Consider the following 24,216-nt stretch of genomic DNA (forward strand, 5'->3'; position numbering starts at 1 on the left):
GGGCCCTGGTCAGGAAGAGGGCTCGGGCTCAGGTCCGCTCAAGAGCTTCGGCCCGGGCCTGGGTCATCTTCTCCCCGTTCACCCGGCTCCAGGCGAAGAGCAGCAGGGGCAGGTGCACCGCCCCGGCCAACAGGAACGGCAGGCGCAGCGCCCATTCCCGGCCCAGGGCCGGTTCGAGTCCGGCGACCAGCAGCCCGCCCAGGAGGGTGCCCACGGACAGGGTGCCCCAGCCGAAGAACCGGTAGACCGAGTTGACCCGGCCCAGCAGGTGGTCGGGGATGATCCGCTGGCGCAGCGAGACCGTGATGACGTTCCACACCACGATCGCCACCCCGCTCACCACACCGGACAGCCACACGACGGGGGTGACGGGCAGCGCGCCGAGGACCGCGAAGCCGAGGCCGAGGACCACGATGGAACCGAGCAGGCAGCGCCCCTCGCCGAGGGCGGCGATGATCCGCTCGGCCAGCAGCGATCCGCCCAGCGCACCGGCGGCCGCGCCGGTCAGGATCAGCCCGAACTGCCAGCCCTCGAACAGGCCGAGCACGTCCTGGGTGTAGAGCACCATCAGCGGGAAGGCCATGGCGGAGGCCAGGTTGAGCGCGCCCAGCAGCAGCGCCAGGGCCCGCAGCACCGGGTGGCTCCACAGCCACCGGAAGCCGGTGCCGATCTCGGCCCGCCAGGCGATCCGGCCCGTGCCGGCCTCGGCGCCGCGGGGGCGGTAGGTACCGGCCAGGGTGAACAGCAGTGCGGCACTGACCGCGAGCAGACCTGCGTTGAACAGGAACGGGACCGTCAGGGCCAGGCCTATGAGCACCCCGGCCAGCGGCGGCCCGACGAACTGGTTGGTGGTCACCTCAACGCCCCACAGCCGGCCGTTGGCCTTCTCCAGCAGGCGCTGGTCCACCACGGCGGGCAGCAGGGTCTGGGCGGCGTTGTCGCGGACCACCTCGGCGCAGCCGACCAGGAACGACATCACGTACAGGCCGATGAGCAGCAGTGTGGCCGAGGCGGGGGCTCCCTCACCGGAGGCCAGCTGTTCGGGGGTGGGCAGCCCGTCCTCGGCGACCAGCACGAGCACCCCGAAGGCGGCGACCACGACGAACCGGCCCACGTCCATCCAGGCCACCAGCAGACGCCGGTCGAAGCGGTCGGTGATCACCCCGGCGGGCAGGGAGAACAGCAGCCAGGGCAGCCGGGTGGTGAGGGCGACCAGGGCGATGAGCAGGGGGTCGCGGGTCAGGGCGGAGGCCAGCCACACCACGGCGACGGTCATGAGCCCGTCCCCCAGGTTGGTCATCCCGGTGGCGGAGAGCAGCTTCCAGTAGTCGCGGCCCAGCCGCGGCCGGGCGGTGGTTGCGGTGTCGCTCATTCGCGGCCCTCGGACTCGGGGCGGTCCTCGGGGGCAGGTCCCTCGGACTCGGGCAGCGAGCTCCGACCCGTCGGGTAGAGCGCGATCGCCAGACCGTAGGTGGTCTCCCCCGAACGCGGTTGGGTGCCGAACTCCACGAGCAGGTCGCCCACGCGCTCGTTCCACTCCGCGACCCGGTCGGCGGGGATGCGCGCGTAACGGAGATTGACGTTGACCTGGTCGGCGAGCTCGGCGGGCAGCTGGGTGATTTCAGCGGAGACGTCGGCGAGGGTGCGCTGGCTCAGCCCGCGTGCCTCGTTGACCGCCTGGTAGTAGAACGTGCGCGCGGTACGCCCGTAGTACTTGGCCTCCAGGGCCCGCACCTTGCGGGTGCGCACCACGCGCACCAGCCCGGCCTCCTCCAGCACCTTCAGGTGGTGGCCCACGGTGCCCTTGGGGCGGCCGAGCGACTCGGCCAGTTCCGAGGTGGTCGCGGCGCGTTCCAGCAGCAGCATGACGATCTCGGTACGCGTGTCCTCGAACAGAGCCCGGTACTGCTCGGGGGTGGACAGTTCCAGGGAATCGGCGAGTTCGTAGTCGGGTGTTTCCGTCACAGGGGGCACTCCGTCGGTCGGCAGAAGTCGAATGGTCGGCTATCACAGTATGGTCGGCTAATCTCGACCATTCGTCAAACGCATCCGCCGACCCGGGTCGGTGGTATGCCAATCTGGGGCGCGGGCCCCGGCCCCGCCCGTCCAGATCCGCGCACTGAAGGAGTCCCCTTGCCCGCCTTCGACCTCGACTCGTTCCGGTCCGGCTTTCCCTCGCTCACATCCGGCATCGCGTACTTCGACGGCCCCGGGGGCACCCAGACCCCCACGCGGGTGGGCGAGGCCATCGCCCGCACCCTGACCGGTCCCCTGTCCAACCGGGGTGGCTCCCTGGTCTCGCAGACCAACGCCGAAGAGACCGTCCACGCCTTCCGGAGCGCCTACGCCGACCTCCTGGGCGCGGACCCCTCAGGGATCGTCTACGGGCGCAGCGCCACCCAGTTGACCTACGACTTCTCGCGGCACCTGGCCCAGGGGTGGGGGCCGGGCGACCAGGTGGTCGTCACCCGGCTGGACCACGACTCCAACGTCCGGCCCTGGATCCAGGCGGCCGAGCGGGCGGGCGCGACCGTGCGGTGGATCGACCTGGACCCGCGGACGTCCGAGCTGGACCTGTCCGACCTGGACGAGGTGGTCAACGAACGCACCCGGCTGGTGGCGGTGACCGCCGCGTCCAACCTGCTCGGCACGCAGCCGCCGGTGCGGACCATCGCCGACCGCGCGCACGCGGTGGGCGCGCTGGTGTACGTGGACGCCGTTCACTTCGCCGCGCACGAAATCGTGGATCTGCGGGGTATGGGCGCCGACTTCCTGGTGTGCTCGCCCTACAAGTTCCTCGGCCCGCACTGCGCGGTGCTGGCCGCCGCCCCCGCGCTGCTGGAGACGATCCGGCCGGACAAGCTGGTGCCCTCCACCGACGACGTGCCTGAGCGCTTCGAGTTCGGCACCCTCCCCTACGAGATCATGGCCGGGGCGGCCGAGGCCGTGGAGGTCCTCGCCGATCTGGCCCCGGCCGGCCCCTCGCGACGGACGCGTCTGATCACCGCGCACGGGAAGGTCGCCGCGCACGAACGGGCACTGCGCGAGCGGGTGGAGGCGGGGCTGGCCGCCCTCGGCGACAACGTGGTCCCGCACTCACGGGCGGCCGATCGCACGCCGACCCTGTTCATGACCTTCCCCGGACTGCGCAGCGCGGACGTCTCCCGGGCCCTGGCCGAGCGCGACGTCCTCGCCCCCGCCGGGAGCTTCTACGCTTACGAGACCTTCGCCCGGCTGGGGCTGGACGACGACGCCGGACTGCGCGTGGGCATGGCGCCGTACGTGTCGGAGGAGGACGTCGACCGGCTGCTCGCCGCCCTGGCCGACCACCTCGGGACCTGATCCCGCTGCTGAGTCCGGCCCCCGCGGTCAGGGCGCGCCGCCGTCACCGCCCTGGCCCGGGGCAGGGGCAATTATCCGGTCCGGGCCCGGCCCTGCCCCGAGGACACGGTGCGCAATGTCGGTCGAAGGGCCAGAACGGGTCACCGACACCGAGGACGGAAGCCGAACCCATGATCATTCTTCGCGAGCCCTTCCGGATCATCCGCGCCCACCTCGTGCTCAACGCCCTGGTCTACGGCGTGGCCCCGGCCCCGGTCGACACGACCACCGCGACCGTTCTGATCCCGCATTGACAAGACATTGCCCAGACATACTGATGTACGTCTATCCAGGGACACCATGGCTCAAGAGAAAACGAAAAAGAGAACAGAGTGAACCGAAACGGACTGCCATCCGTGTACCTGTTGAGAGCGCCCCACTGGCCGGCCCGGCCGCCGGGGCGGAATCCCTCACCTGCGGAGGAGGCCGGTCCATGACATTCGAAATCGTCGGTCGCGAAGGTCCCCGCGCCGGACAGCGGTTCCTGTTCGGCGAAAGCCCGGTCACCTTCGGGAGGCACAAGAAGAACAGCGTGGTGGTCGCCAGCCAACTGGCCTCACGCTTCCACGCGGAGATCGTCCGTGAGGGAGACGACCACGTCCTGCGCGACCGCGGAAGCAGCAACGGGACCAGGGTCAACGGCGACGAGGTGCACCACCGGGTCCTGCGGCCCGGTGACCTCATGACGATCGGCGACGAGACGTTCAGCTGGGAGACTGCCCAGGTCGCCGACACCGTGGCGGACTTCCCGATGACCCAGATGTTCGTCCGGCCCTCCGTGGCGAAGGGCCCCGTCCTGAACGTCACGGTAGCGGGCGGCGGCCCCGTGGGACTGGCCTTCGCCCTCCTCCTCGAACACCTCATCGGCCCCCAGGTCGCCGTCACCGTCCACGACGGACGCTGGACCCGTGAGGGGTCCCGCGTCGTGTGGAAGGACCTGAAGCAGGGCAACGTCCGGCGCCAGCAGGTCGTGACCGTCCAGAGCCGCCAGTTCCTGAACCTCTCCGAGCAGATCCAGGAACGGCTGTTCACCCCCGGCTCCTACACCGAGATGTGGCCCTCGGGTGCCGACTCGATCCGCGGGTACGGGCCGCGCAACATCCGTATCTCCCACGTCGAGGACGTCCTGCTGGAGATGGCCAACGAGAGCCAACGCATCAGGCTCGTCCCCGGCCGCTTCGACGCCGCCCAGCAGCAGGGCGCCCTGGAGCGCAGCCACGTGCTCGCGATCTGCGACGGTTCGCGGTCTCGAACCCGCGAGCACTTCGCCGACCGGTTCGGCCGCCCCGACCCCTCGATCTACTCCCTGGACGGCGAACAGGTCGAGGACATCGTCCTGGGCCTGCGCGTGCGCTCGGACCTGTCGGACGCCACGACCGTCCTGTTGACCGTGGCGCAGAACCGCTTCCTGCTCAACTCCCTACGCGGCGAGGGCTTCCTCAACATGCGCCTCACCGACGAGGAGGCGCGGGAGGTCGTCGGGATCGACCCGGTCCGGCAGGTGTTCGAACAGTGCATCGCCTCGCGCCCGTGTGTCATGACGCGTGACGGTCACGGCGACTTCTCCTGCTCCACGCACAGCTCGCTGTTCCTGCCCGCCCTGGTCAAGGGCTCGGCCCTGTGGAAGCGCGTGCGGGAGGGGCTCGCCTTCTTCGGCGTGGCCGAGGAGAACCTCAGCGCCGTCACCGCCTTCCGGCTGAGCATGGTGCAGCAGCCGCGGTTCAGCGCCCAGCTCCGCCCCGCCACACCGTCCTCGCCGTCCACCTACGGATTCCTCCTCGGGGACGCCGCCAACGCCATCCACTTCTGGCCCGGACGCGGCCTCAACAGCGGTCTGGCCTCGGCCATCTCCCTGGCGCGTTCACTCAGCAGCACCTGGAAGGGGCGGCCGCTGCGCGACGCGGACTTCACTCGCCACGAGGCGGTCATGTCCATGCTCCAGTACCGGCACAAGAGCCGCGCCTGGCAGGCGATGGTCAACACCGACCAGGAAGGGGCGGCGTACACGATCAAGGCCGGGATCGCCCGGAGCATGGCGGCGCAGGACGGGGACCGGGAGGCGGACGTGAAGACTCTGCTCGAGCGGATGGGATCGATCCGGTCGAGGCTTTCTGCGCGTATCGCGGGCATGCCCGACGACGCGGACCTGCGCGCGCGTCTGGAGGGCCTGGACGACACGACCCTGCGTTCCCTGGTGGGCGGCGGGCAGTGGGACACGCTGACCGTCGGCGGGGAGGAGGTCGACATCGACATCTTCTACCAGGAGGAGGCCTTGTCCTCCTCGCCCGCCAAGGAGCGAGAGGCGGTCGGGGCCGCCCCGGCCCGCGGCAACGCGCCCTGACGCGCCTCCCTGTCCCCCGCTTCCTCCGCCGAAGGAGCGGGAACGGGGAACCGGTGGCAGGGGAATCGTGGCGGTGACCTGGTCAGGCCCCGCCCTCCCGTGCGTAGCGGCGCAGGGCGGCCATGTCGTGGACCGTGATGTTCAATCGGCCGGTGGTGACCCAGCCATGAGAGCGCAGTACTCCCATGGCCTTGTTGACCGCCGCCCGTGAGACCCCCGTCCAGGAGGCCAGTTCGTCCTGGGAGACGGGGAGGGCGACACGCAGGCCCTCGGCGGACTGGTTGCCGAAACGGTCAGCCAGTTCCACCAGCCTGGCCGCGACCCTCCGGGCCGCGCCCATGGAGCCGAACTCGACCCGTTTGCGGTCGGCGTCCCGGAGCCGGCCGACCACCGTGCGCAGGAGAATCAGCGCGGTACGCGGGTACTCCTCCAGGTAGCCGGTGAACTGCTCCATCCCCAGGACCAGGCCGGTCATGTCCTCCAAGGTCTGCACCGTGGCCGAACGAGGCCGCTCGTCGACCACCCCCAACTCCCCCAGGAGCGCCCCGGGACCGCGAACGGCGAGCAGGGCCTCGGTCCCGTCCTCGGTGTGGGAGGACACCTTCACCCGCCCGGTGAGCACCACCAGGACGAAGTCGGGGGCGGAACCCTCGTGGAAGACGATCTCGCGCCGGTCCCAGCGCCGGACCCTGCCCGCGGCACGCAGCGCGGAGCGCTCCTCGCCCGTGAGCCCACTCCAGAACTCGGTGTCCGGTCCGGTTCCCCCGTCGGCGGACCGAGTCACGCGGTCCCCCTTCCCGCGTCCTTGAGCCGTGTCTCCTCGTGGAGGCCGGTGACGCAGTGGGCGCGTACCGTTCCCTGCCGTCCCCTGATGTCCAGGTCCCCGAGTTCCCGGCTCTCCACGGGAACGCCCAGGGAGCGCAGCGTGGCGTCGCCGACCACGATCTGACCGGGTTCCGCCAGTTCCTGGAGCCGGGCCGCCACGTTCACCGCGTCGCCCATGGCGTTGAAACCGCGCAGGTCCTCGCTGCCGATGTTGCCCACCAGAGCCGGGCCGGTGTTGACCCCGATGCGGAAGCGCGGCCACTCCGGGTTCTCCACGGCGATCCGCTCGAAGGCCTCACCCATCTCCAGGGCGGCCCGGACCGCCCGTAGACCGTGGTCGGCCTGGCGCGCGGGGGCGTTGAACAGGGCGAGCATGGCGTCGCCGACGAACTGGACGATCGTGCCGCCGTTGCCGAGTACGCACGGCACGGCGGCGCTGTGGTAGCGAGTGAGCATGGAGACGATCCGCTCGGGGTCCACCTGCTCGGAGAAGGTGGTGAACCCGCGCAGGTCGGCGAAGAGCACGGTCACGTCCAGGACCTGTCCGCCCAGTGCGGCCTGGTCGGGGTCGGCCAACAGCGCCGAGGCCACGTCCGGGGACATGTACTGGCGGAACAGGGTGCCGAGTTCGCGGTAGAGGCGGACGTTCTCCAGGGACACCGACAGGTGTTCGGCCAGTCCGCCCAGGGAGGCGGGGACCGGCCCCGAGTGTTCCTCGGGCCCCTCCAGGACACCCGCGACTCCGCCGCGGAAGACCAGAGGGTACGCCACTCTGCCCTCGCGGAGTCGTCCGCCCTCGTCCCACTCCGCGACGGAGTAGTCGCGGCCCGCCAACCGGACCGTCCCGCCGGAGGCGAGGTTGACGTTCACGTCGCCGTAGACCGGGCGGGCCACCTCCAGGACCGACCGCAGGTACTCCTCCTCGTCCTGATCGGCCACCCTGGTGCGGCGGCCGACCTCGAGCAGGGCGGTCAGCCGCCGCGACGTCGCCCGTTCGGTGGCCAGGGCGGAGGCCGCCCGTTCGAGCACCCTCACCTGTCCCTCGGAGAGATGGAAGCGCTCGGCAAGGGCTGCGGAGGCCTGAGCGGGTGAGCTGCGGCCTCCCTTCTCCTGTTCGCTGAGGAAGGCGACGAACTCCTCCAGGGCGTCCTCGTACTCCGTCCGGATGCGCTGGGCCGTCTCCTCCAGCACGATCGCGTCGAAGACACCCACCGAGGTGCCCTCCCGCTGGTACTGGAGGTAGGCGCTATAGGCGATGAAGCCGAAGGCGGCGACCAGCATCAGGTGCCAGTGCCACCAGGACAGGTGCCACTTGTCCGCCATGATGACGGTCACCATCGCCTCGGCCAGCAGGACGAACGCGGTCACCAGGCTCAGCAGGACGGCGGAGGTCTCGCGCCGGTACACCAGGTAGTAGCGGAAGGCCGCCACCACGTACAGCACGGCAGCGCCGATCGCCACCGGCACCATCGGCCCCTCGACATCGCGCGCCTGGTCAGGAAGGTGCAGGGGCGGGATGCCGAGCAGACCGGCTATGGCCCACCCGACCATCAGCACGGCCAGGCCTCCCCACAGCAGCCGTTCGAACCTGAACACCCGCCGACTCCGCTCAGGGTTCAGATCGAGGGAGGAGACGAAGGCGAACACGGACGCGATGACCAGGCCCACCGGGTGCGACAGGTCGAACCCGATGGTGGCACCGTCCACCAGGATCCCCGGGGTGAGCAGGGCGTGGACGGCGAGAAACCCGGCGGAGGAGAGGAAGGCCAGGGACACCAGGAACAGGCGTGCGTCGCCGTGGCGCCTGGCGGCGGAGCGGATCCACAGCCCCAGGGCCACGTTGACCAGTGAGACCCCCAGGACAAGCCAGAAGTGCCCGGGGTTGTGGTGGAGCAGCACGTCCAGGTGTGGTCGCGCCAGCAGCAGCCAGAGGCCTGCGAGCGGGGCCGCCAGGTGCAGGCTCCAGACCAGGGAGCGCACGGAGCGTGCGGGCAGCGAGGAAAGTCGTGAGGACGTGGGGGTAGCGGTCCCGGACATGACGAGTACGACCTTGGTGATGAGTCAGGGGGAGGACGGAAGGGGCGGTACCCACAAGGGCTGCTGCGCGCCACGAACGATGCGAGCGGACGGAGAAAAGTCCGGCCTTGTGTCGAAGAGTACGCAGACAAGCTATCCCGGGATCGATTTCATGGCGGACGTCCCTCCCGAGAGTCGCGTCCAGTCGGAGCCCCGAAACAGCCATGACCTGTACATCCGCCAAGCAGAAACCCCTGACGGCAAAGAGCATGACCCAAGCCACACCGACTGCGCCCCGTGCGACCGCCTCGCCCCACCACCGAGCTTCCGCGTTCGTTCAGGAGGTCTACGCACACCATGGGAGCGTGCTCCTGCGCTACGCGTCGTCCCTGGTGGGGAACGACCTCCACTGGGCGGAGGACCTCGTACAGGAGGCGGTCCTGCGCGCCTGGCGCAATATCGATGTGCTCAACACCGACGCCGCGAAGCTGCGCCCCTGGTTGTTCACGGTCATCCGGCACCTGGCGATCGACGGTCACCGCTCGCGCGGTTCCCGGCCCTCGGAGGTAGAGCAGGACGCGTCGACGGACCACGGAGTACCGGACGAGACAGAGCGGGTCGTGACGACGCAGGTCGTCGCCGACGCGCTCGGCGACCTGACACCCCAGCACCGCGAGATCCTCCTGTACGTGCACTACCTGGGGAAAAGTGTCCGTGAGACCGCACAGGCCCTGGGCATCCCGGCGGGCACGGTCAAGTCCCGTACGTACAAAGCGGCCCGGGCGCTACGCGCGGCGTTGGACCGGCGCGGGTACACGCGCTGACCTCAGGCGCGGTCGTCGCGGCGGCCGCTCTCACGTGCCTCGGCCTCAGCCCGTTCGACGGTCCGCCGCGCCAGCCCCTCCACCCGGTCGGGGGCGAAGGGCAGGGACACCAGCAGTTCTCGCAGGGGCAACCCCTCCAGGGCGGTACTGACCACAGCCAGGTCCCGGACCTCGGCCCGGCAGAGGGGACACCGTGAGAGGTGCCGCTCGGCGGCGGCCGCGTCATCGGTGTCCAGGGCGCCGAGGACGTAGGCCCCGGCGATCCGGGCACCGCACCTGTCGTGTGACATCCTCAGCGTCCCCTCCGGTCGGCCCCTACGACTCCCCCACCCTGGGCACCACCCCCGCACCCTGGACACCGCCCAGGACCACCCCGACCGGGCCATGCCTTGGCCGTCCGGTCGGGGCCGCGGCGGCCACCCCGCGCTCTGTTCTCCCGCGCTCCCGGAACGCTATTCGCGGATCTGCGAGCCATCCGTGGCGATGACGAACCACTCGTCGTCGAGCCCCTGCCCGTTGGTCTCCTCCGGCAGGACGTCACCCACGTAGTAGTACAGGGGCCACTCGCCATAGGTAATCTGGGTGACTCCGTCGGTCCGTTCGGTGGTGTCCAGGAGCGCCTCCTCCAGGCCCTCTCCGAGCACTGCCCAGGCCGAGGCGGTCAGCGCGGGCCAGGTGGCGATGCAGTCGTCCTCGCAGACGCTCTCGGCGTCCTTGTCCTTGGTGAACCCGTACAGGATCCTCCCCTCCTGGTCGGCCAGGACCTCGCCGAACTCGCTGTCGACCAGGACGACCTCCACCGGTGTGGCCTCCACCGCTGGTTCGCCCGCGGCGGCCTCCTCGTCACCGTCCTGCCCGAACAGGCCGCAGGCGGTCAGTGTGAGCAGTGCGGTGGCGGCCGTGAGTGTCACCGTTGTCGTACGCATGTGAAGGTCCCCCGTCGTCGTGAGTCGTCTTCCGAAGTCGTTCGGATGCGGTTACGGACACCGGGGCGGAACGGTTCACCCGCCTTACCCGACATTCTCAGGTGAACCGTTCGGAGCGTTGCGCCGTAACCGTCACTGACCACCGTCGCCGCACCGGCGACGGCCAGGCAGCGCGAACGGGGACGGACACCACACACCGTGCGAACGCGCCGGGTCCAGCACACGTCGCCGGGGCCGGAACGGGATCAGAACACGCGCGTTCCCGACAGCCAGGTACCGCGTTCGGTGACGCTCGCGATCTCCATGGGGTCCGCCCGGCGCGGGTCGCGGTCCAGCCGCACCAGGTCGGCGAAGGCCCCTTGGCGCAGGGTCCCCCAGCAGTTCTCCGCCCCCGCCTGGAAGGCGACCCCGCTGGTGTAGGCGGTCAGGGCCTCCTCCGGGGTGAGGCGTTCGTGTGAGGAGCGATCGTCAGCCCTGGGTGGCCTGCATTCGCGCGATCTTCTGCTCGACCCCGTCAAGGAGCCAGGCCAGGGCCTCCTCGAAGACCTGGACCGGGTCGGGCGGGACCCCCAGGTGCTCGATGGCGTGGAAGCGGCCCGGCTCGATCCGGCGGGTGGCCAGGTAGCTCTCCTGCACGGTGGCGAACGAGCGGCCGTCGGGGTCGGTCCAGCGTTCGACCCGGTCGGCCGCGATCACCTTGGCGACGTGCCCCTGGACCAGGCCGTCGACGGCCATCACGACAGAGAAGGCCTCCTGTCTGCTCAGGCCGGTGCCCTCGAAGACGCGCAGGGCCGAGTCCATCCAGGCGAAACCGTTGGGGCCGACGTAGGGTCCGGCGGTGACCTCAACGAGCCAGGGGTGCTCGCGGAGGGAGACCAGGTCCTCGCGGGCCCAGCCCTCGACCTTCTCCCGCCAGGTGCCGGGACGGGTGTGCGGCAGGGGCACCTGGCCGGTCATCTCGTCGATCATCAGGGCCAGCAGGGCGGCCTTGTCGGGCACGTAGGTGTACAGGGTGGCGGCGCCGACCCCCAGATGAGCGGCGACCTTGCGCATGGACAGCGCCTCGACGCCCTCCGCCTCGGCGACGACCATGGCCGCCTCGACCAGGCCCGACACGGTCAGCTGGTGCCGGGGGCCGCGCCGAGGCTGACCCAGTCCGGCCCACAGCAGGTCCAGCGTGGCCTCGATGCTCTTGCGCTTGGCGCCCATCCCGCCCCTCCCGCCCTCGCCGACCTTGAGGCTTGCCAAAACTCCGTACACCGTTCTACCTTAGCCGAACAGTGTACGGAGTTTTTAGGGAGTCCCCCATGCCCCAGCCCGAACCGTTCCGACGGCACGGTGCCCTGGCCCGGATCGGGTTACTGGTCCTCGCCTTCACTCTGGCCGGGGTCGGAACCCTCGCCCTGGTCAACGCCCTGCCCTTCGACCCGGAACAACCCCTGGGACGGGCTGTTCGCTCGGGCACCCTCCTTCTGGTGGTCCTGCCGCTGGTCTGGTTCCTGTGCCGCTCGGCCGGAACCACGCTGTCCGCGATCGGAATGGCCACGCCCGGCAAGGCCTGGCCGCCGCTGCTCGCCGCCACCCTGACCTGCCTGGTCGTGCCCGCCCTGATCGTGGCCGCGGCCCTTCTCGTCGGCGACGCGACCCTCGGCGCCTCCCTGACCCCGTCCCTGTTGGGCACGACCGCACTGGCCGCACTGCTCCTGGCCCTGCTGCTGGGCCCGCAGATCCTGGCCGAGGAACTGGTCTTCCGCGGCTACGTCCAGCACGTCCTGGGGTTCCGCCTGTCCCAGCTGACCGTGGTCCTGGCCCAGGCCGTGCTGTACGCGGGCGCGATGTCCCTGGTCCTGGGCGAGGTCGGCGACCTGTTCAACCTCGTACTGGCCGGGGTCTTCTTCGGGCTGCTGCGGATGACCACCGGCGGGATCTGGGCGGGCACGGGCGCCCGCCTGGCCCTGGCCGCCACCGCCGTCGTGCTGGACCGCGTCGGCATCGCCTTCGGTTCCCCCGCCTGGGAACCGGTGCTGAACATCGGTACCGGCGTGGCCACCTACCTGGTGGTCCGCTACCTGTTCGCCGCCCACCCCGAACTCGTCCAGGTCCCGGACCGGCAGCAGGAAGCGCTCCCCCGTCAACGGTTGTCCCTGCGCGGGATCATGTACGACGTCGGCTCCAGCTACATGCCCGGCCAGAACTCACGCGAGCGGTGGAACCCCGAGGCGGTCCGCGAGGACATGCGGGTCATCCGCGAGGACCTGCACTGCACGACCGTCTCGCTCTTCGGCTACGACCTGAACCGTCTGGAGCAGGGCGCGCGTCTGGCCCTGATGCAGGGCCTGGACGTGTGGTTGCAGCCGCGTTCCGTTGACGCCCGGCACCCCGAGCTCATCGAACACGTGGGCGGCGCCGCCGAGGTGGCCGAACGGCTGATTTCCGAACACCCGGGCCGGGTCGTGCTCAACGTGGGCTGTGAGCTGACCATCCTCAACCGCGGCATCCTCCCCGGCCGCGACATGGGCCGCAGGGCGGGCGCCCTGTACGTGTTCGCGATGTTCCCCGTGTACCACAACCTCCGACTCAACAGACTGCTCCGCACGCTGGCCGCCACCGCCCGGAACCGCTTCTCCGGCCCGCTCTCCTACGGCGCGGGGACCTGGGAGGAGGTGGACTGGACCCCCTTCGACATCGTCGGGGTGGACTACTACTTCGACGAGATCACCCGAAGCTCCTACCGGCAGGGCCTGCGCACATTGCAGCGTTGGGACAAGCCGGTGGTGGTCACCGAGTTCGGCTGCTGCTCCTACCGGGGCGCCGAGGCCAAGGGCGGTTCGGGCGCCGACCCGATGGACTGGAGCGACCTGGACGACCGCCGGGTGCGCGGCGACCTGGTCCGCGACGAGCGCGTGCAGGCCGACATGATCGAGTGGTCCATCGACGTCTACGAGACCGAGAACGTGCACGGGGCGTTCCTGTGCATGTTCGTCGAGGGCGACTGCCGCTACTCCCCCGACCCCACCCGGGACCTCGACATGGCCAGCTTCGGGATCGTGCGCCCGCCCGCCCTGGAATCGGGGCTGTCCCCCGACGACGGCCACTGGGAACCCAAGGAGGGCTTCCACGCCCTGGCCCGCCGCTACGGCTCGGAGGTCGGCAGCGCGGACGGCACGGGCCGGGCCTGAGCCGGGGGCCGGGCTCACCCGCCGTGCGCGTCGCTCCGGGTGTCCGCTCGGGCGTGCGCCTGGGCGTCCTCCTGGCGTGCACGGCGCACCTCCAACTGCACCACACCCGCGGTAACCAGTGTCAACAGCGCGAGAGTGACCAGGATCGGGAGCATCGGCCCCAGGGCCAGCAGCACCAGCAGCACCCCGACGGCGGCCACCCGCTTGACGTTGAACGTCCCGACGGTGCGCAGCGTGAACACGATCTGCCCCAGCAGGTAGAGCACGACACCGCCCACCAGCACCACCAGGGGGATACCGGTCAGCGGATCCGCGAGGCGGTACCCGGGGTCGCCCACGTACGCCAGGGCCTTCTTGAGCCCCAGGGCGGTGAGCAGGATCCCGGCGACCAGCGGCAGGTGCAGATAACTGTAGGCGTCACGCGCCACCCGCTCCCGGCGTCCGGGCGGCAGCGCGGCCACGGCGTGCTCGGCCCTGGGCGCGCTCACCTGGAAGTAGGCCCGCCACAGCATCCCGGCCAGCCCCAGTCCGAGCGCGGCGGCCACCACGATCGGCCACGTCATCGCCAGCCCGGACACCCCGAAACCGATCGACAGCAGCGACTCGCCCAACGCGATGATCAGGATCAGCCCGTGCCGCTCGGCGAAGGCCCCCACCGACATGATCCGCCAGCCCCGCGAGCCCGCGATGTAGTTCCCGAGGTAGTCGGCCGCCAGCGCCACCGCCCACAGGGCCGTCTGCGCGGCGCCTTCGGTCCGGGTGGCGAGCAGCAGCAGGAAGGTCGCGAGCAGCATCGACGGGAGGAACCGCCACAGTTGGTTCCGAAGATCGGGGTCACCCGCGGAAACAAACCAGAACAGCACCAGGTGCACCATGCGGAACACGAAGTAGCAGCCGACCACCAGAACGGGCCCCGAGAGACCGCCCGGCGCATCGTCGAACGCCTCGGGGATAGCGAGGGCGAACACGAACATGCTGGCCATGGCCACGAACATGGCCAGCCGCCCGGTGCCCTCGTCCGCCTTGACCAGGTTCGCCACCCAGGAGAAGCAGACCCAGCTCCACCACAGCAGGGCGACGAGGAGCATCCCCCGCAGCACCCCGTGCCAGTTCAGGTCGGTCGCCATGAACTGGGTGACCTGGATCAGCGCGAAGACGAACACGAGGTCGAAGAAGAGTTCCATCGGGGTCACCGACGCGTCTCGCCCCGTGAGCCGCAGTCCGTCGCGCAAGATTCCCATGCACGGCATTGTCAGCCCGGGGATTTACCCATGTCGAGGGATCCCGCCCCGGGTCAGGCGCCGCGGTCGCGGAGTTCGCGTTTGAGGATCTTGCCCGAGGCGTTGCGGGGCAGTTCGGTGACCACCCGCACCGCCTTGGGCACCTTGAACGGGGCCAGGCGCTCGCGCACGTGCTCGATCAGCAGGTCCGGCAGGGCTTCGGTGTCGGCCCCGGGGGCGGGCACCACGTAGGCGGTGACCGCCTCGATCCACTTGTCGTCGGCCACCCCGACCACCGCGGCCTCGGCCACGCCCGGGTGGGCGAACAGCACGTCCTCGATCTCCCGGGAGGCCACCAGCACGCCGCCGGTGTTGATGACGTCCTTGATCCGGTCGACCACCTCGATGTAGCCCTCGGCGTCGGCGCGCACCAGGTCCCCGGAGTGGAACCAGCCGCCGCGGAAGGCCTCCTCGGTCTCCTCTGGTTTGTCCCAGTAGCCCAGGCACAGCTGGGGTGAGCGGTAGACCACCTCGCCGAGCTCGCCCGGGGCGACGCCCTCGCCCTTGTCGTCCACCACCCGCAGCTCCACGAACAGCGCCGAGCGCCCGGCCGAGGCGGGCCGGTCCGCGTGCTCCTCGGGACGCAGCACGGTGGCCAGCGGGCCGATCTCGCTCTGCCCGAAGCAGTTGTACAAGCCCAGTCCGGGCAGGGCGGAGCGGAGCTTGTCCAGGACCGGGCCGGGCATGATGGAGGCCCCGTAGTAGGCCTTGCGCAGGCTGGACAGGTCCCGGTCGGTGAAAGCGGGGTGGTTGGCCATCGCCACCCACAGCGTCGGGGCCGCGAAGAACGCCCCGTGGCCGTCGGCCTCGATCCGGTTCAGCAGGTCGGTGGGGTCGGGCGCCTCCACCAGGGTGTTGCGGGCGCCCACCGCCAGCCACGGCATGAGGAAGACGTGCATCTGGGCGCTGTGGTAGAGCGGCATCGCGTGCAGCGGATTGTCCCCGGCGTCCAGGTCCAGTCCGACCAGGCACGACAGGTATTCGTGCACCAGCGCCCGGTGGGTCATCATGGCGCCCTTGGGCCGGGAGGTGGTACCGGAGGTGTAGAGCAGCTGGACCAGGTCGGTGTCGGCCACCCGCACGTCCAGCTCCGGCACCGGCCCTTCGGAGGCTTCGGCCAGCAGCGACCCGGGGCCGTCCCGCAGTTCCAGGACCTGCTCCACCCCGGTCTCGGCACGCAGGGCGTCCACGGCCGAACACAGCGCGGGATCGGCCAGCACCACCGTGCTGCCGGACTGCTCCAACAGATAGGCGAGCTCCTCGCCTTGGAGGGCGAAATTGACCGGTACGTGCACCAGCCCGGCCCGCGCACAGGCCAGGTAGCCGATCAGGTAGGCATCGGAGTTCTTCCCGTAGGCCGCGACCCGGTCGCCCTTGACCGCCCCCAGCCCCAGCAGCCGCGCGGCGGCCCGGGTGACCGCGTCGTCCAGTGCGGCGTAGGTCCACTCCCGGTCACCGAAGACCAGCGCGGTGCTGGCGGGGGTCCGGGCCGCGCTCCGCCGCAGGATGTCGTCCACGCGGCTGGAGGTCGTCAGAACGGTCATGGCACCTGTCTCTTACCGACGGCAAGGCCCGGGGGCGGGCCGCGAACACAGGACCATCCTGTTGCGGCCCGCCGGATCCGCGCAAGCCCCGAGCTCTCCGCGGTTCCGGCGCCGACCGGACACGTTGTCCACAGGCTGGCAGGACGCCTCTTGCGGGCGGGTGTCCCATCGTCATACGTTTTGCCTGATTCATCGGGCTGGGTGAGCTGGGAGTGACATGAGGATCCTTGTCGTGGGTGCGGGAGCGGTCGGCGGCTACTTCGGCGGGCGGCTCGTCCAGGCCGGGCGCGACGTCGACTTCCTGGTGCGGCCCGCCCGTGCCGAGCTCCTCAACGAGCACGGCCTGAACATCCGCTCCGTGGACGGGAGCACCGAGAACATCCGCGTCCGGGCGGTCACCAAGGACCAGCTCACCGCCGACTACGACCTGGTGCTGCTCTCGGTCAAGTCCTACGGGCTGGAGGGCGCCGTCGAGGACCTCGCCCCGGCGGTGGGACCGCGGACCGTGGTGGTGCCCTTCCTCAACGGCATGCGCCATCTGGACGTCCTGGTCGAACGCTTCGGCGAGGACCGCGTCTACGGCGGGGTGTGCATGGTGATGACCCGCCTGGACGAGCGGGGCGGCATCGTGGAGGTCGGGAAGATGGGCGAGCTCGTCTACGGCCCGCTCTCCGACTCCCCCGTGATCGGCCTGGACCAGGTCCACGGCGCCCTGGAGGAGGCGGGGTTCACCGCCCGGCCCACCAAGGAGATCCGCCAGGAGATGTGGGACAAGTGGGTCTTCCTGGCCAGTCTGGGCGCCGTCACCTGCCTGATGCGAGCCCCTATCGGCCGGGTCAACCGCGCACCGGGCGGTTCGGAGTTCAGCGCCGGAATGTTCGCCGAGGCCATAGCCGTGGCGACCGCCGCCGGGTACCCGCCCAGTGACCGGATCCGGGGGTTCGCCGACAAGGTCATCTCCGACACCGAACGGGAGACCTCCACCTCCATGTACTGGGACCTCACCCACGACAACCCGGTGGAGGGCGACCACATCGTCGGCGACCTGGTCGCCCGGGGCAGAGAGCTCGGGGTTCCCACCCCGCTGTTCTCCCTGGCCCGCACCCACCTGAGCGTCTACTCCGCCGCCCGGGGCTGATGGCGGGCAGGGAGCTGAGCGGTGCGACCGCAGGAGGACACGCCGAAGCGGCAGTGCGGGGAGGATTTCCCGAAGGCCCGGTGTGACCTGGGTTCTTCACGTCCAGTACGCACCGCAGCCGTCGTCCGCCCCGCACGCGACGCGACAGCGGTTGGCACAATCGCGGCATGTCAGTCCTCGACAGAGCCACCTTCAGACGGCTGGTGCTCCTGCCCCCGGCGTGTCTGCTCCTGACCTCGTGCATGGCCCAAGGCGGTGCCGTGGGCGCGGTCGCCACCGGTCACTTCTCCGCCCGCCACCAGTTCCCCGTCGTCATGATCTCCTGGTGCGGCGACAGCCCTCCCGCCCGGATCGACCTGACCGCGGAGGACCACGGGTGGCGCCTGAGCACCACCCGTGACTTCCCCGGCCACGAACTCGAGGTGGACCTGGCCGCCCCCGGCGAGGACTGGAACATCACCGACACCGACGGGGCCGCGACCTACCGGGTCGTTCCGGCCTCGCCGGACACCGAGTACACGCTGGGGGTGACCTCCGCCGCCGCGCTCGACAGCGACACCGAGCACGACATCGCAGCGTTGAACTTCGACACCGAACTCCTGGCAGCGGACGATGGTGTGTACGTGGGTACGGACGAAGGTGGCGAAGGCACCTTGATGAGAGCCGGTGAATTCCCGCCCGAGTGCTGACGCGGCGCCGCAACGGCGGCGCGGAAGGATGGCGCGCGGTCAGGCGAGGCGGCGCAGAGTCTCGGTCACCGGGGTGGTGGGGCGGCCGAGCAGTTCGCTCAGTGAGCTCGTGGTGTGGGAGAGTTCGCCGTCCCGGATGTTGCCGTCCACCCCGACCAGGAAGTCGGCCAGCCCCGCGTCCAGGCCGGCGGCGAGCAGCGCCGCCCTGTGCTCGTCGGAGCTCAGGTCACGGTAGGCGACCTCGCGGCCCAGGATCTCGCTGAGGTAGCCGGCCAGTTCGTCGTTGGTCCAGGCGGTGTCTCCGGTGAGCTCCAGGACGGTACCGTCATGCGGCACGGGGTCGGCCAGCACCACCGCGGCGGCCTCGGCCAGGTCCACGCGGGAGGCACTGGCGATGCGCCCCTGGCCCGCGCTGCCGACGAAGAAGCCGTGTGCGCGGGCCTGCTCCAGGGTCTGGCCGTAGAGCTCGCTGTACCAGCCGTTGCGCAGAATGGTGTGGTTCAGCCCGGAGGCGGCGAGGATCTCCTCGGTCGCCTTGTGCTCGGGAGCCAGGATCAGCGTGGTGTCGCTCGCCCTGGGCGCGCTGGTGTAGACGAGGTGCCCGACCCCGACCTCCTTCGCGGCCTCGACGGCGTTGCGGTGCTGCTCCACCCGCTTGCCGAGTTCGGAGCCGGAGACCAGGAGCACGGTGTCCGCGCCCTCGAAGGCCTCACGCAGTGAGGCCCGGTCCCCGAAGTCGGCGCGGCGGACGGTCACACCGCGTTCGGCGAGGTCGGCCAGTTTTTCGATACTCCGGCCGGTGGCGGTGACCTCCGCCGCCGGGTACCCCCGCTCCAGGAGGGACTCGACGACGAGGCGGCCCAGGTGGCCGGTGGCTCCGGTGACGACGACGGACATGGGGGTTTCCCTTCACGGTGGCCGGGTCTCTTCTCCCGGCGGTTCCTTCCTGTCCAACGAGTCACTCCTTTCGCACATTCCAATGAGATGGTACGCACCTTTTGGTAAGTTAGGAGGATGAGTCCATCAGCGAGCAAGGACACCGGGAAGAACACGAAGGACGCGGCCGCGGAGCCGACCCGGCTCCCCCGCATCGGCGGGCGCCAGCTCCCAGCCGACTGCCCGCAGCGCGCCCTGCTCCGCGACGTGACCAGCAAATGGGGCGTCCTGGTCCTGGTCGCGCTGTCCGAGGGGCCCCGGCGCTGGAGCGACCTGCGCCACGGGATCGACGGCATCAGCGAGAAGATGCTCGCCCAGACCCTGCGCGCCCTGGAGGCGGACGGCCTGCTGTTCCGCGATGCCCGGCCGGTGGTCCCGCCCTACGTCGAGTACGGCCTGACCAGCGACGGCCGCGAGGTCACCGCACTCCTGCTTCCCCTGCTGGACTGGGTCGAGGGGTACACCACCCAGGGCAGGAGCACGGCCTTTCCCGGGTGACCCGATCCAAGATTGATGCGAATCAAAAACATCCGCCACCTTTACGCCATAGATCACAATTGTCCGATTCAAGGGGGTGTTGCGCGCCACGCGCCAGCCGGAGGAACCCGGGTGAACCGTCCGGAGATCACCGGCGTCCTATGTACGTCCAGCTCATCTCGGTGAAAAGGTGATTCCCGCCGTGTCCACAGCGCGCTCGCCCCTCCCCCTCGCCCTGGTGGCCGTCTCCCTTCTCACCGCGTGCGGCGGCGTGCTGGGGCAGGCGGATGCCCTCCCGGGCAGGGGTGAGGTGATCGGCGTCGGCGACGACCCGCGCGTCCTCGTACACGACTTCAACTGGGCGGTGGAGGCCATGATCATCGGGGAGCTGGAGTACCTGCCCGAGCCCGGCTGCCTGATCATCAACCTTCGGGACGAGGCCACCGGGGAGACCGTGGGCTCGGCTGCTCCCGTGTGGCCCAAGAACGTCGAGCCGCTCATGGAGGAGGAGAGGGGCGGGGTCAGTGAACCGACCGTCGGCCCGATCCTCGACGGAGACCCGGTCTACGCCGGGGGCGGCTCCGTCAGCGGCGGCCCGACCTGGGAGGTGGACCTGACCGGGGAGTGTGTTCCGGGCGGTGAGTACATCGTCCTCACCGAGGACTCCTTCCAGGCCGAACCGTTCGACCTGAGCTCTCCCTGAACATCGGGCACCGGCGCGGACGGTACACGCCGGCGCACCGCCTCGGACGTGCCCCGTAGGGCACGTGGCCGTCCTCGGCCCCTGCCCGAGGCGCTGCACGGCCCATCAGGCCGGTGGGCGCCGCCGAGGCATTGCACCGGGATTGTGGTCGGGGAAGGCCGATTCACCGAGCGGTGCGCTGGAACGACCCGACTGCCGCCGCCCCGGTCCGCGTCAGAGCCGGATCAGCCCTGCCAGCTGCGCCACAGCCGGGCGTAGCGGCCCTGCCCGGCCACGAGTTCGTCGTGGGTGCCCTCCTCGACGACGCGGCCCTGGTCCATGACGACCACGCGGTCGGCCGCCTGCGCCTGGGTGAGGCGGTGGGCGACCACCAGGGTGGTGCGGCCCTTGGTCGCGGCGAGAGCGGCCTCCTCCAGACGGCGCGCGCCGGAGCTCCCGGCCTCGGCGGTGGCCTCGTCGAGCACCGCCAGGTCCGGGTCGGCCAGGACCAGGCGGGCCAGGGCCAGGTGCTGGGCCTGTTCGGCGGTGAGTGCGTGACCGCCCTCGCCGACCACGGTCTCCAGGCCTTCGGGCAGGGCGCGAACCCAGTCGAGGGCGCCCACGGTCTCCAGGGCCGCCTCGACCTCCTCGGCGGTGGCCTCGGCCCGGGCCAGGCGCTGGTCGTCCAGGAGGGTTCCGGCGAAGACGTGGGTCTCCTGGCTGACCAGGAAGACGTGTTCGCGCACGCGCTGTTCGCCGAGTTCGTCCAGCGGTATCCCGCCCAGGTAGACCGTCCCCGCGGTGGGGGCGCGCAGCCCGCTGACCACGGCGGCCAGGGTGGTCTTGCCCGCCCCGCTCGCACCGACCAGGGCGACCCGTTCGCCCGGGGCGACCCTGAGCGTCACCCCGTCCAGGGCCATGGGGGCGCCGGGGGCGTAGGCGTGGCTGACCCGCTCCACCCGCAGGGAGGAACCGGCGGGGCCCTCCTCGGCGCGCGGGTCGTCGGCCACCGGCAGGTCCACGACCCCGGCCAGGCGGGCCAGGCTCGCCCCGGCCTGCTGGACGTCGTTGAAGTTCATCACGAGGAAGCCGACCGGGCCGAAGAGCCGGTGGAAGTACAGGGCGGCGGCGGTGACCATGCCGACCGTGACCAGGTCGCCGCGGACCAGCCAGAAGCCCACGACCAGGACGGCGCCCAGACCCACGAACTCCGAGCCGTTCATCCGCGCGCCGAGGCGGGTGAAGAGCCGGAACACGTCCAGGGTGAGCTGCATCGCGGTGCGCGAGCGCTCGGCGATGCGCTGCTCGTGTTCCTCCTCCAGGCGGTAGGCGCGGACGGTGTCGCGGCCGCGCAGGGCCCCCATCAGGGCGTGGGAGCGCTCGCCCATGGCGATGCGTTCGCGGGCGTAGTATGGCCCCGACCTGGGCATGTACCAGCGCACGGCCCAGACGTAGAAGGGCGCGGCGGCCAGCCCGGCCAGGCCCAGCCGCCAGTCGAGGGCGGCCATCCCGGCGGTGGTGAGTACGACCATGGCCAGGGCGGTGACGACCTCGGGGCCGTTGCGGGCGACGGCGTTGGTGACCACGGCGACGTCGTCGCCGACCCGGGAGAGCAGGTCGCCGATGCGCACCTTCTCCAGGCGGGCGGCGGGCATGTGCAGGACGCGTTCCATCACGCGTTCACGCAGGCGGGCGAGGATGGTCTCGCCGAGCCGGCTGACCTGCCAGGCGCCGAGCCCGACAAGGACGCCGCCGACCAGGGCGGCCGCGGCGATGAGCGCCGCGGAGCGCAGGATGGCGTCCAGGCCCGCGCCCGCGGAGATGTCGTCGACGATCGAGCCGAGCACCCAGGGCGCCACGAGCCCGGCGGCACTGCCCGCCAGGACGGTGGCCAGGGCCAGGGCGGCGGCCCAGGGGGCGGCCCGGATCCCGTCGCCGAGCACGGCCCAGGTGCGCCGGGCGGTGGCGGTGGGCAGGAGTTCGGGGCCACCAGGCTGACCGGGGCCGGGACTGCCCGGGCCGTCAGGGGCGGCCCCGGTAGTGGGTTCCGTGCTCAACGCAGCACCGCCTCGCGGTAGTGGGGGTCGTCCTCGGCCAGCTGTGTGTGGGTGCCCAGGGCGTGCGGGCGTCCCTCGCGCAGGACCACCACGCGGTCGGCGCGGGCCAGCAGTGCCGGGCTGTTGGCGATGACGAGGGTGGCACCGCCGGGTGTACGACGGGCGCGCAGCGCGGCCGTGCCCTGGGCGATGGCTTCCTCGGTGACGGCGTCCACGGCGGTGGTGGGGTCGTGCAGGACCAGCACCGGCGGGTCGGCGGCCAGGGCCCGGGCCAGGGCGACGCGCTGGCGCTGTCCGCCGGAGAGGTTGGCGGCGCGGTCGGTGACGGGCCGGTCGAGGCCCTCGGGGTGACCGGTGACCAGGTCCTGGGCGGCGGCCGCGGCCAGGGCGGTGAGCAGGGGCGCGTCGTCGCCGCCCTGTGCGTCGCCAGCCTGTCGGGGGCGGCCGGGGTTCGGGTTGGAGCTCAGGTCCAGGTTGGAACGCAGGGTGCCCTCGAACAGCGTGCTGCCGTGCTCCTCCACCAGCACGGTGCCGCGCAGCGAGGTGAGGTCGAGTTCGGTGATCGGGACACCCCCGATCCGGGTGGTGCCCCCGGCGCCCTCGGCGCGTCCGGCGAGGATGTCTACCAGGGCCTCGGCGTCGCGCGGGTCGGTGGTGAGCACCCCGACGAACTCCCCCTGGGCCAGGGTCAGATCCACTCCGTCGAGCGTGCGGTGGGTGACCCCCCGCAGCTCCACGGCGGGCGGGACCTCGGGCAGCACCGCGGGGAGGAGGCGGTCACCGGGGTTGACGGCGTCGGGTGCGTTGAGCAGCCGGACCAGCCGCTGGGCGGAGGCGCGGGCGATCGCGAACATCTGGCCGACCATGCCGAGCACCTGGACGGGTTCGGCGAGGAACTGGGCCAGGCCCACCACGATGACCAGTTCTCCGATGGTCAGGTGCCCCTGGAGGGCCATCCATCCCGCGGTTCCGGCGACGCAGGCCAGGAAGACCGCGCCGGTGGCGGTGACCAGGCCCTTGTAGAGGCCGTTGGTGGCGGCGGCGCCGACCGAGGCGGTCAGGGCCAGGTCGCTGGCACGCCGGTAGCGCAGGGCCGCGTTGTGCCGGGCCCCGATGCCCATGAGCACGCGCAGACCGCCGACGAGGTCGGTGGCCATGGCGGTGGCGCGGGCGGCGGTGGCCTGCTTGGCCTCGGTGCGGCGGGTGATGAGGGCGGCGGGCACGCGCAGCAGCAGGAGCATAATCGGGACGCCGAGGAGGACGCCCAGGCCGAGGGGGACGTTGATGGCGAGCAGGACGACGGTGGTGACCACGATCCCGGTGACCTGGGCGATGCCGATGGCCCAGGCGCGCACGTAGGTGGCGGCCTGTTCGGCGTCGGAGGTGGCCACGGCCAGGACCTCGCCGGAGCGCAGGCCGCTGCGCTCGCCCCGGGGGTGCAGGACCCGGCGGGCGGACTCCAGGCGCAGCAGGTGGGCCTCGCGTTCGACGGCGCCGAGGGTGAAGCGGGCGCCGAAGCGGTAGGCGCTGGCCAGGACGGCGAAGAGCAGGGCCAGACCGCCCACGCACCACAGTAGGGCGGTGGTGTCGCCGGTGGAGACGGCGAGGTCGATGGTGAGGCCGATGGCGACCGGGACGAGGGTCTCGCAGACCTGGTGCAGGGAGAGCAGGAGAACGCCGAGGGTGACCCGGCCGCGGTGGCGGCGAAGGGTACGTGAGCGCAGGGCCTTGGCGGTGGCGGGAACCGGGGGTGCCGGAGTCACAGGAGGCCGGTCCGGGCCCTCACGCACGGTCATCCGTTTCCCGTCCCCTCGGTTCTGCTGTCCCAACTGGCCCAGCGTAGCCATCCCGGTCATGACCTCCGACCACAGGACGAGTCTTATGTCGTGAATGAGATGATTTTTCAGCGGCCGTGATATTG

Annotated in this window: 22 protein-coding genes; 9 read left to right on the forward strand and 13 right to left on the reverse strand. The window is 71.0% G+C overall.

Going from position 1 to position 24,216, the window contains the following annotated elements; all coding sequences use genetic code 11:
- Window positions 1-28 precede the first annotated feature (28 nt).
- Window positions 29-1,372 carry an MFS transporter gene (locus tag HNR07_RS08795; protein WP_184364226.1) on the reverse strand — a complete coding sequence of 448 codons (1,344 nt, stop codon included), beginning with the start codon at window positions 1,370-1,372 and terminating at the stop codon, window positions 29-31.
- On the reverse strand, window positions 1,369-1,965 hold the full coding sequence (locus HNR07_RS08800) for an ArsR/SmtB family transcription factor (RefSeq protein WP_184364228.1): 597 nt from the start codon (window positions 1,963-1,965) through the stop codon (window positions 1,369-1,371). Before HNR07_RS08800 ends, HNR07_RS08795 begins: the two co-directional genes overlap by 4 nt.
- A 168-nt stretch (window positions 1,966-2,133) precedes the next feature.
- Between HNR07_RS08800 and HNR07_RS08805 the strand changes: the two genes are divergently transcribed.
- The 3 genes from HNR07_RS08805 (at window position 2,134) to HNR07_RS08810 (ending at window position 5,722) form a co-directional block, all read left to right on the forward strand.
- A complete protein-coding gene (locus HNR07_RS08805) occupies window positions 2,134-3,342 on the forward strand; it encodes a cysteine desulfurase-like protein (RefSeq protein ID WP_184364230.1) in 1,209 nt (402 codons plus the stop codon).
- A gap of 170 nt (window positions 3,343-3,512) precedes the next feature.
- Complete coding sequence (locus HNR07_RS35530; protein WP_281386386.1) at window positions 3,513-3,635, forward strand: hypothetical protein; 123 nt, start codon at window positions 3,513-3,515, stop codon at window positions 3,633-3,635.
- A 179-nt stretch (window positions 3,636-3,814) separates the two neighbouring features.
- The gene (locus HNR07_RS08810) at window positions 3,815-5,722 is read left to right on the forward strand and encodes an FHA domain-containing protein (protein ID WP_184364232.1); all 1,908 of its coding nucleotides are present in this window, start codon (window positions 3,815-3,817) and stop codon (window positions 5,720-5,722) included.
- 82 nt (window positions 5,723-5,804) lie between these two features.
- On the opposite strand, the gene HNR07_RS08815 is transcribed toward HNR07_RS08810, so the two are convergent.
- Together HNR07_RS08815 and HNR07_RS34310 are read right to left on the reverse strand one after the other, a co-directional pair.
- The gene (locus tag HNR07_RS08815; RefSeq protein ID WP_184364233.1) at window positions 5,805-6,506 is read right to left on the reverse strand and encodes a Crp/Fnr family transcriptional regulator; all 702 of its coding nucleotides are present in this window, start codon (window positions 6,504-6,506) and stop codon (window positions 5,805-5,807) included.
- The gene (locus tag HNR07_RS34310; protein WP_221318759.1) at window positions 6,503-8,584 is read right to left on the reverse strand and encodes an adenylate/guanylate cyclase domain-containing protein; all 2,082 of its coding nucleotides are present in this window, start codon (window positions 8,582-8,584) and stop codon (window positions 6,503-6,505) included. Before HNR07_RS34310 ends, HNR07_RS08815 begins: the two co-directional genes overlap by 4 nt.
- A 248-nt stretch (window positions 8,585-8,832) precedes the next feature.
- On the opposite strand from HNR07_RS34310, the gene HNR07_RS08825 reads away from it, so the two are divergent.
- Window positions 8,833-9,387: a sigma-70 family RNA polymerase sigma factor gene (locus HNR07_RS08825; protein ID WP_184364234.1), complete on the forward strand. Its 555-nt coding sequence runs from the start codon at window positions 8,833-8,835 to the stop codon at window positions 9,385-9,387.
- A 2-nt stretch (window positions 9,388-9,389) separates the two neighbouring features.
- Here HNR07_RS08825 and HNR07_RS08830 read toward each other — a convergent pair whose 3' ends face one another.
- From HNR07_RS08830 to HNR07_RS08845, 4 genes are all read right to left on the reverse strand, one after another.
- Window positions 9,390-9,677, reverse strand: coding sequence for a zf-HC2 domain-containing protein (locus HNR07_RS08830; RefSeq protein ID WP_184364236.1), 288 nt, complete (start codon window positions 9,675-9,677; stop codon window positions 9,390-9,392).
- 162 nt (window positions 9,678-9,839) lie between these two features.
- Window positions 9,840-10,313, reverse strand: coding sequence for a COG4315 family predicted lipoprotein (locus HNR07_RS08835; RefSeq protein ID WP_184364238.1), 474 nt, complete (start codon window positions 10,311-10,313; stop codon window positions 9,840-9,842).
- A gap of 245 nt (window positions 10,314-10,558) precedes the next feature.
- Complete coding sequence (locus tag HNR07_RS08840; protein ID WP_184364240.1) at window positions 10,559-10,831, reverse strand: amidohydrolase family protein; 273 nt, start codon at window positions 10,829-10,831, stop codon at window positions 10,559-10,561.
- Window positions 10,782-11,573 carry a TetR/AcrR family transcriptional regulator gene (locus HNR07_RS08845; RefSeq protein WP_312893695.1) on the reverse strand — a complete coding sequence of 264 codons (792 nt, stop codon included), beginning with the start codon at window positions 11,571-11,573 and terminating at the stop codon, window positions 10,782-10,784. The genes HNR07_RS08840 and HNR07_RS08845 overlap by 50 nt, the downstream gene beginning before the upstream one ends.
- A gap of 47 nt (window positions 11,574-11,620) precedes the next feature.
- Between HNR07_RS08845 and HNR07_RS08850 the strand changes: the two genes are divergently transcribed.
- The gene (locus tag HNR07_RS08850) at window positions 11,621-13,492 is read left to right on the forward strand and encodes a CPBP family glutamic-type intramembrane protease (RefSeq protein ID WP_184364242.1); all 1,872 of its coding nucleotides are present in this window, start codon (window positions 11,621-11,623) and stop codon (window positions 13,490-13,492) included.
- A gap of 14 nt (window positions 13,493-13,506) precedes the next feature.
- Here the strand turns inward: HNR07_RS08850 and HNR07_RS08855 are convergent, their stop codons facing one another.
- The gene (locus tag HNR07_RS08855) at window positions 13,507-14,733 is read right to left on the reverse strand and encodes a low temperature requirement protein A (protein WP_184364244.1); all 1,227 of its coding nucleotides are present in this window, start codon (window positions 14,731-14,733) and stop codon (window positions 13,507-13,509) included.
- 53 nt (window positions 14,734-14,786) lie between these two features.
- Window positions 14,787-16,316, reverse strand: coding sequence for a fatty acyl-CoA synthetase (locus HNR07_RS08860; protein ID WP_184364246.1), 1,530 nt, complete (start codon window positions 16,314-16,316; stop codon window positions 14,787-14,789).
- 217 nt (window positions 16,317-16,533) lie between these two features.
- Here HNR07_RS08860 and HNR07_RS08865 point away from each other — a divergent pair, with 217 nt between their 5' ends.
- Together HNR07_RS08865 and HNR07_RS08870 are read left to right on the forward strand one after the other, a co-directional pair.
- Window positions 16,534-17,454, forward strand: coding sequence for a ketopantoate reductase family protein (locus HNR07_RS08865; RefSeq protein ID WP_184364248.1), 921 nt, complete (start codon window positions 16,534-16,536; stop codon window positions 17,452-17,454).
- 167 nt (window positions 17,455-17,621) lie between these two features.
- On the forward strand, window positions 17,622-18,143 hold the full coding sequence (locus HNR07_RS08870; protein WP_184364250.1) for a hypothetical protein: 522 nt from the start codon (window positions 17,622-17,624) through the stop codon (window positions 18,141-18,143).
- Window positions 18,144-18,182: 39 nt separating this feature from the next.
- Here HNR07_RS08870 and HNR07_RS08875 read toward each other — a convergent pair whose 3' ends face one another.
- Entirely contained in the window at window positions 18,183-19,040 is an 858-nt protein-coding gene (locus HNR07_RS08875; protein WP_184364252.1) for an SDR family oxidoreductase, read from the reverse strand.
- A 117-nt stretch (window positions 19,041-19,157) separates the two neighbouring features.
- On the opposite strand from HNR07_RS08875, the gene HNR07_RS08880 reads away from it, so the two are divergent.
- The gene (locus HNR07_RS08880) at window positions 19,158-19,577 is read left to right on the forward strand and encodes a winged helix-turn-helix transcriptional regulator (protein WP_246420195.1); all 420 of its coding nucleotides are present in this window, start codon (window positions 19,158-19,160) and stop codon (window positions 19,575-19,577) included.
- Between the two features lie 181 nt (window positions 19,578-19,758).
- Window positions 19,759-20,259: a hypothetical protein gene (locus HNR07_RS08885; protein ID WP_184364254.1), complete on the forward strand. Its 501-nt coding sequence runs from the start codon at window positions 19,759-19,761 to the stop codon at window positions 20,257-20,259.
- Between the two features lie 224 nt (window positions 20,260-20,483).
- Here HNR07_RS08885 and HNR07_RS08890 read toward each other — a convergent pair whose 3' ends face one another.
- Entirely contained in the window at window positions 20,484-22,295 is a 1,812-nt protein-coding gene (locus HNR07_RS08890; protein WP_184364256.1) for an ABC transporter ATP-binding protein, read from the reverse strand.
- Complete coding sequence (locus tag HNR07_RS08895) at window positions 22,292-24,091, reverse strand: ABC transporter ATP-binding protein (protein ID WP_184371771.1); 1,800 nt, start codon at window positions 24,089-24,091, stop codon at window positions 22,292-22,294. The genes HNR07_RS08890 and HNR07_RS08895 overlap by 4 nt, the downstream gene beginning before the upstream one ends.
- Window positions 24,092-24,216: the final 125 nt, after the last annotated feature.

The sequence above is a fragment of the Nocardiopsis metallicus genome (assembly GCF_014201115.1).
In the GTDB taxonomy this organism is placed as follows: domain Bacteria; phylum Actinomycetota; class Actinomycetes; order Streptosporangiales; family Streptosporangiaceae; genus Nocardiopsis; species Nocardiopsis metallicus.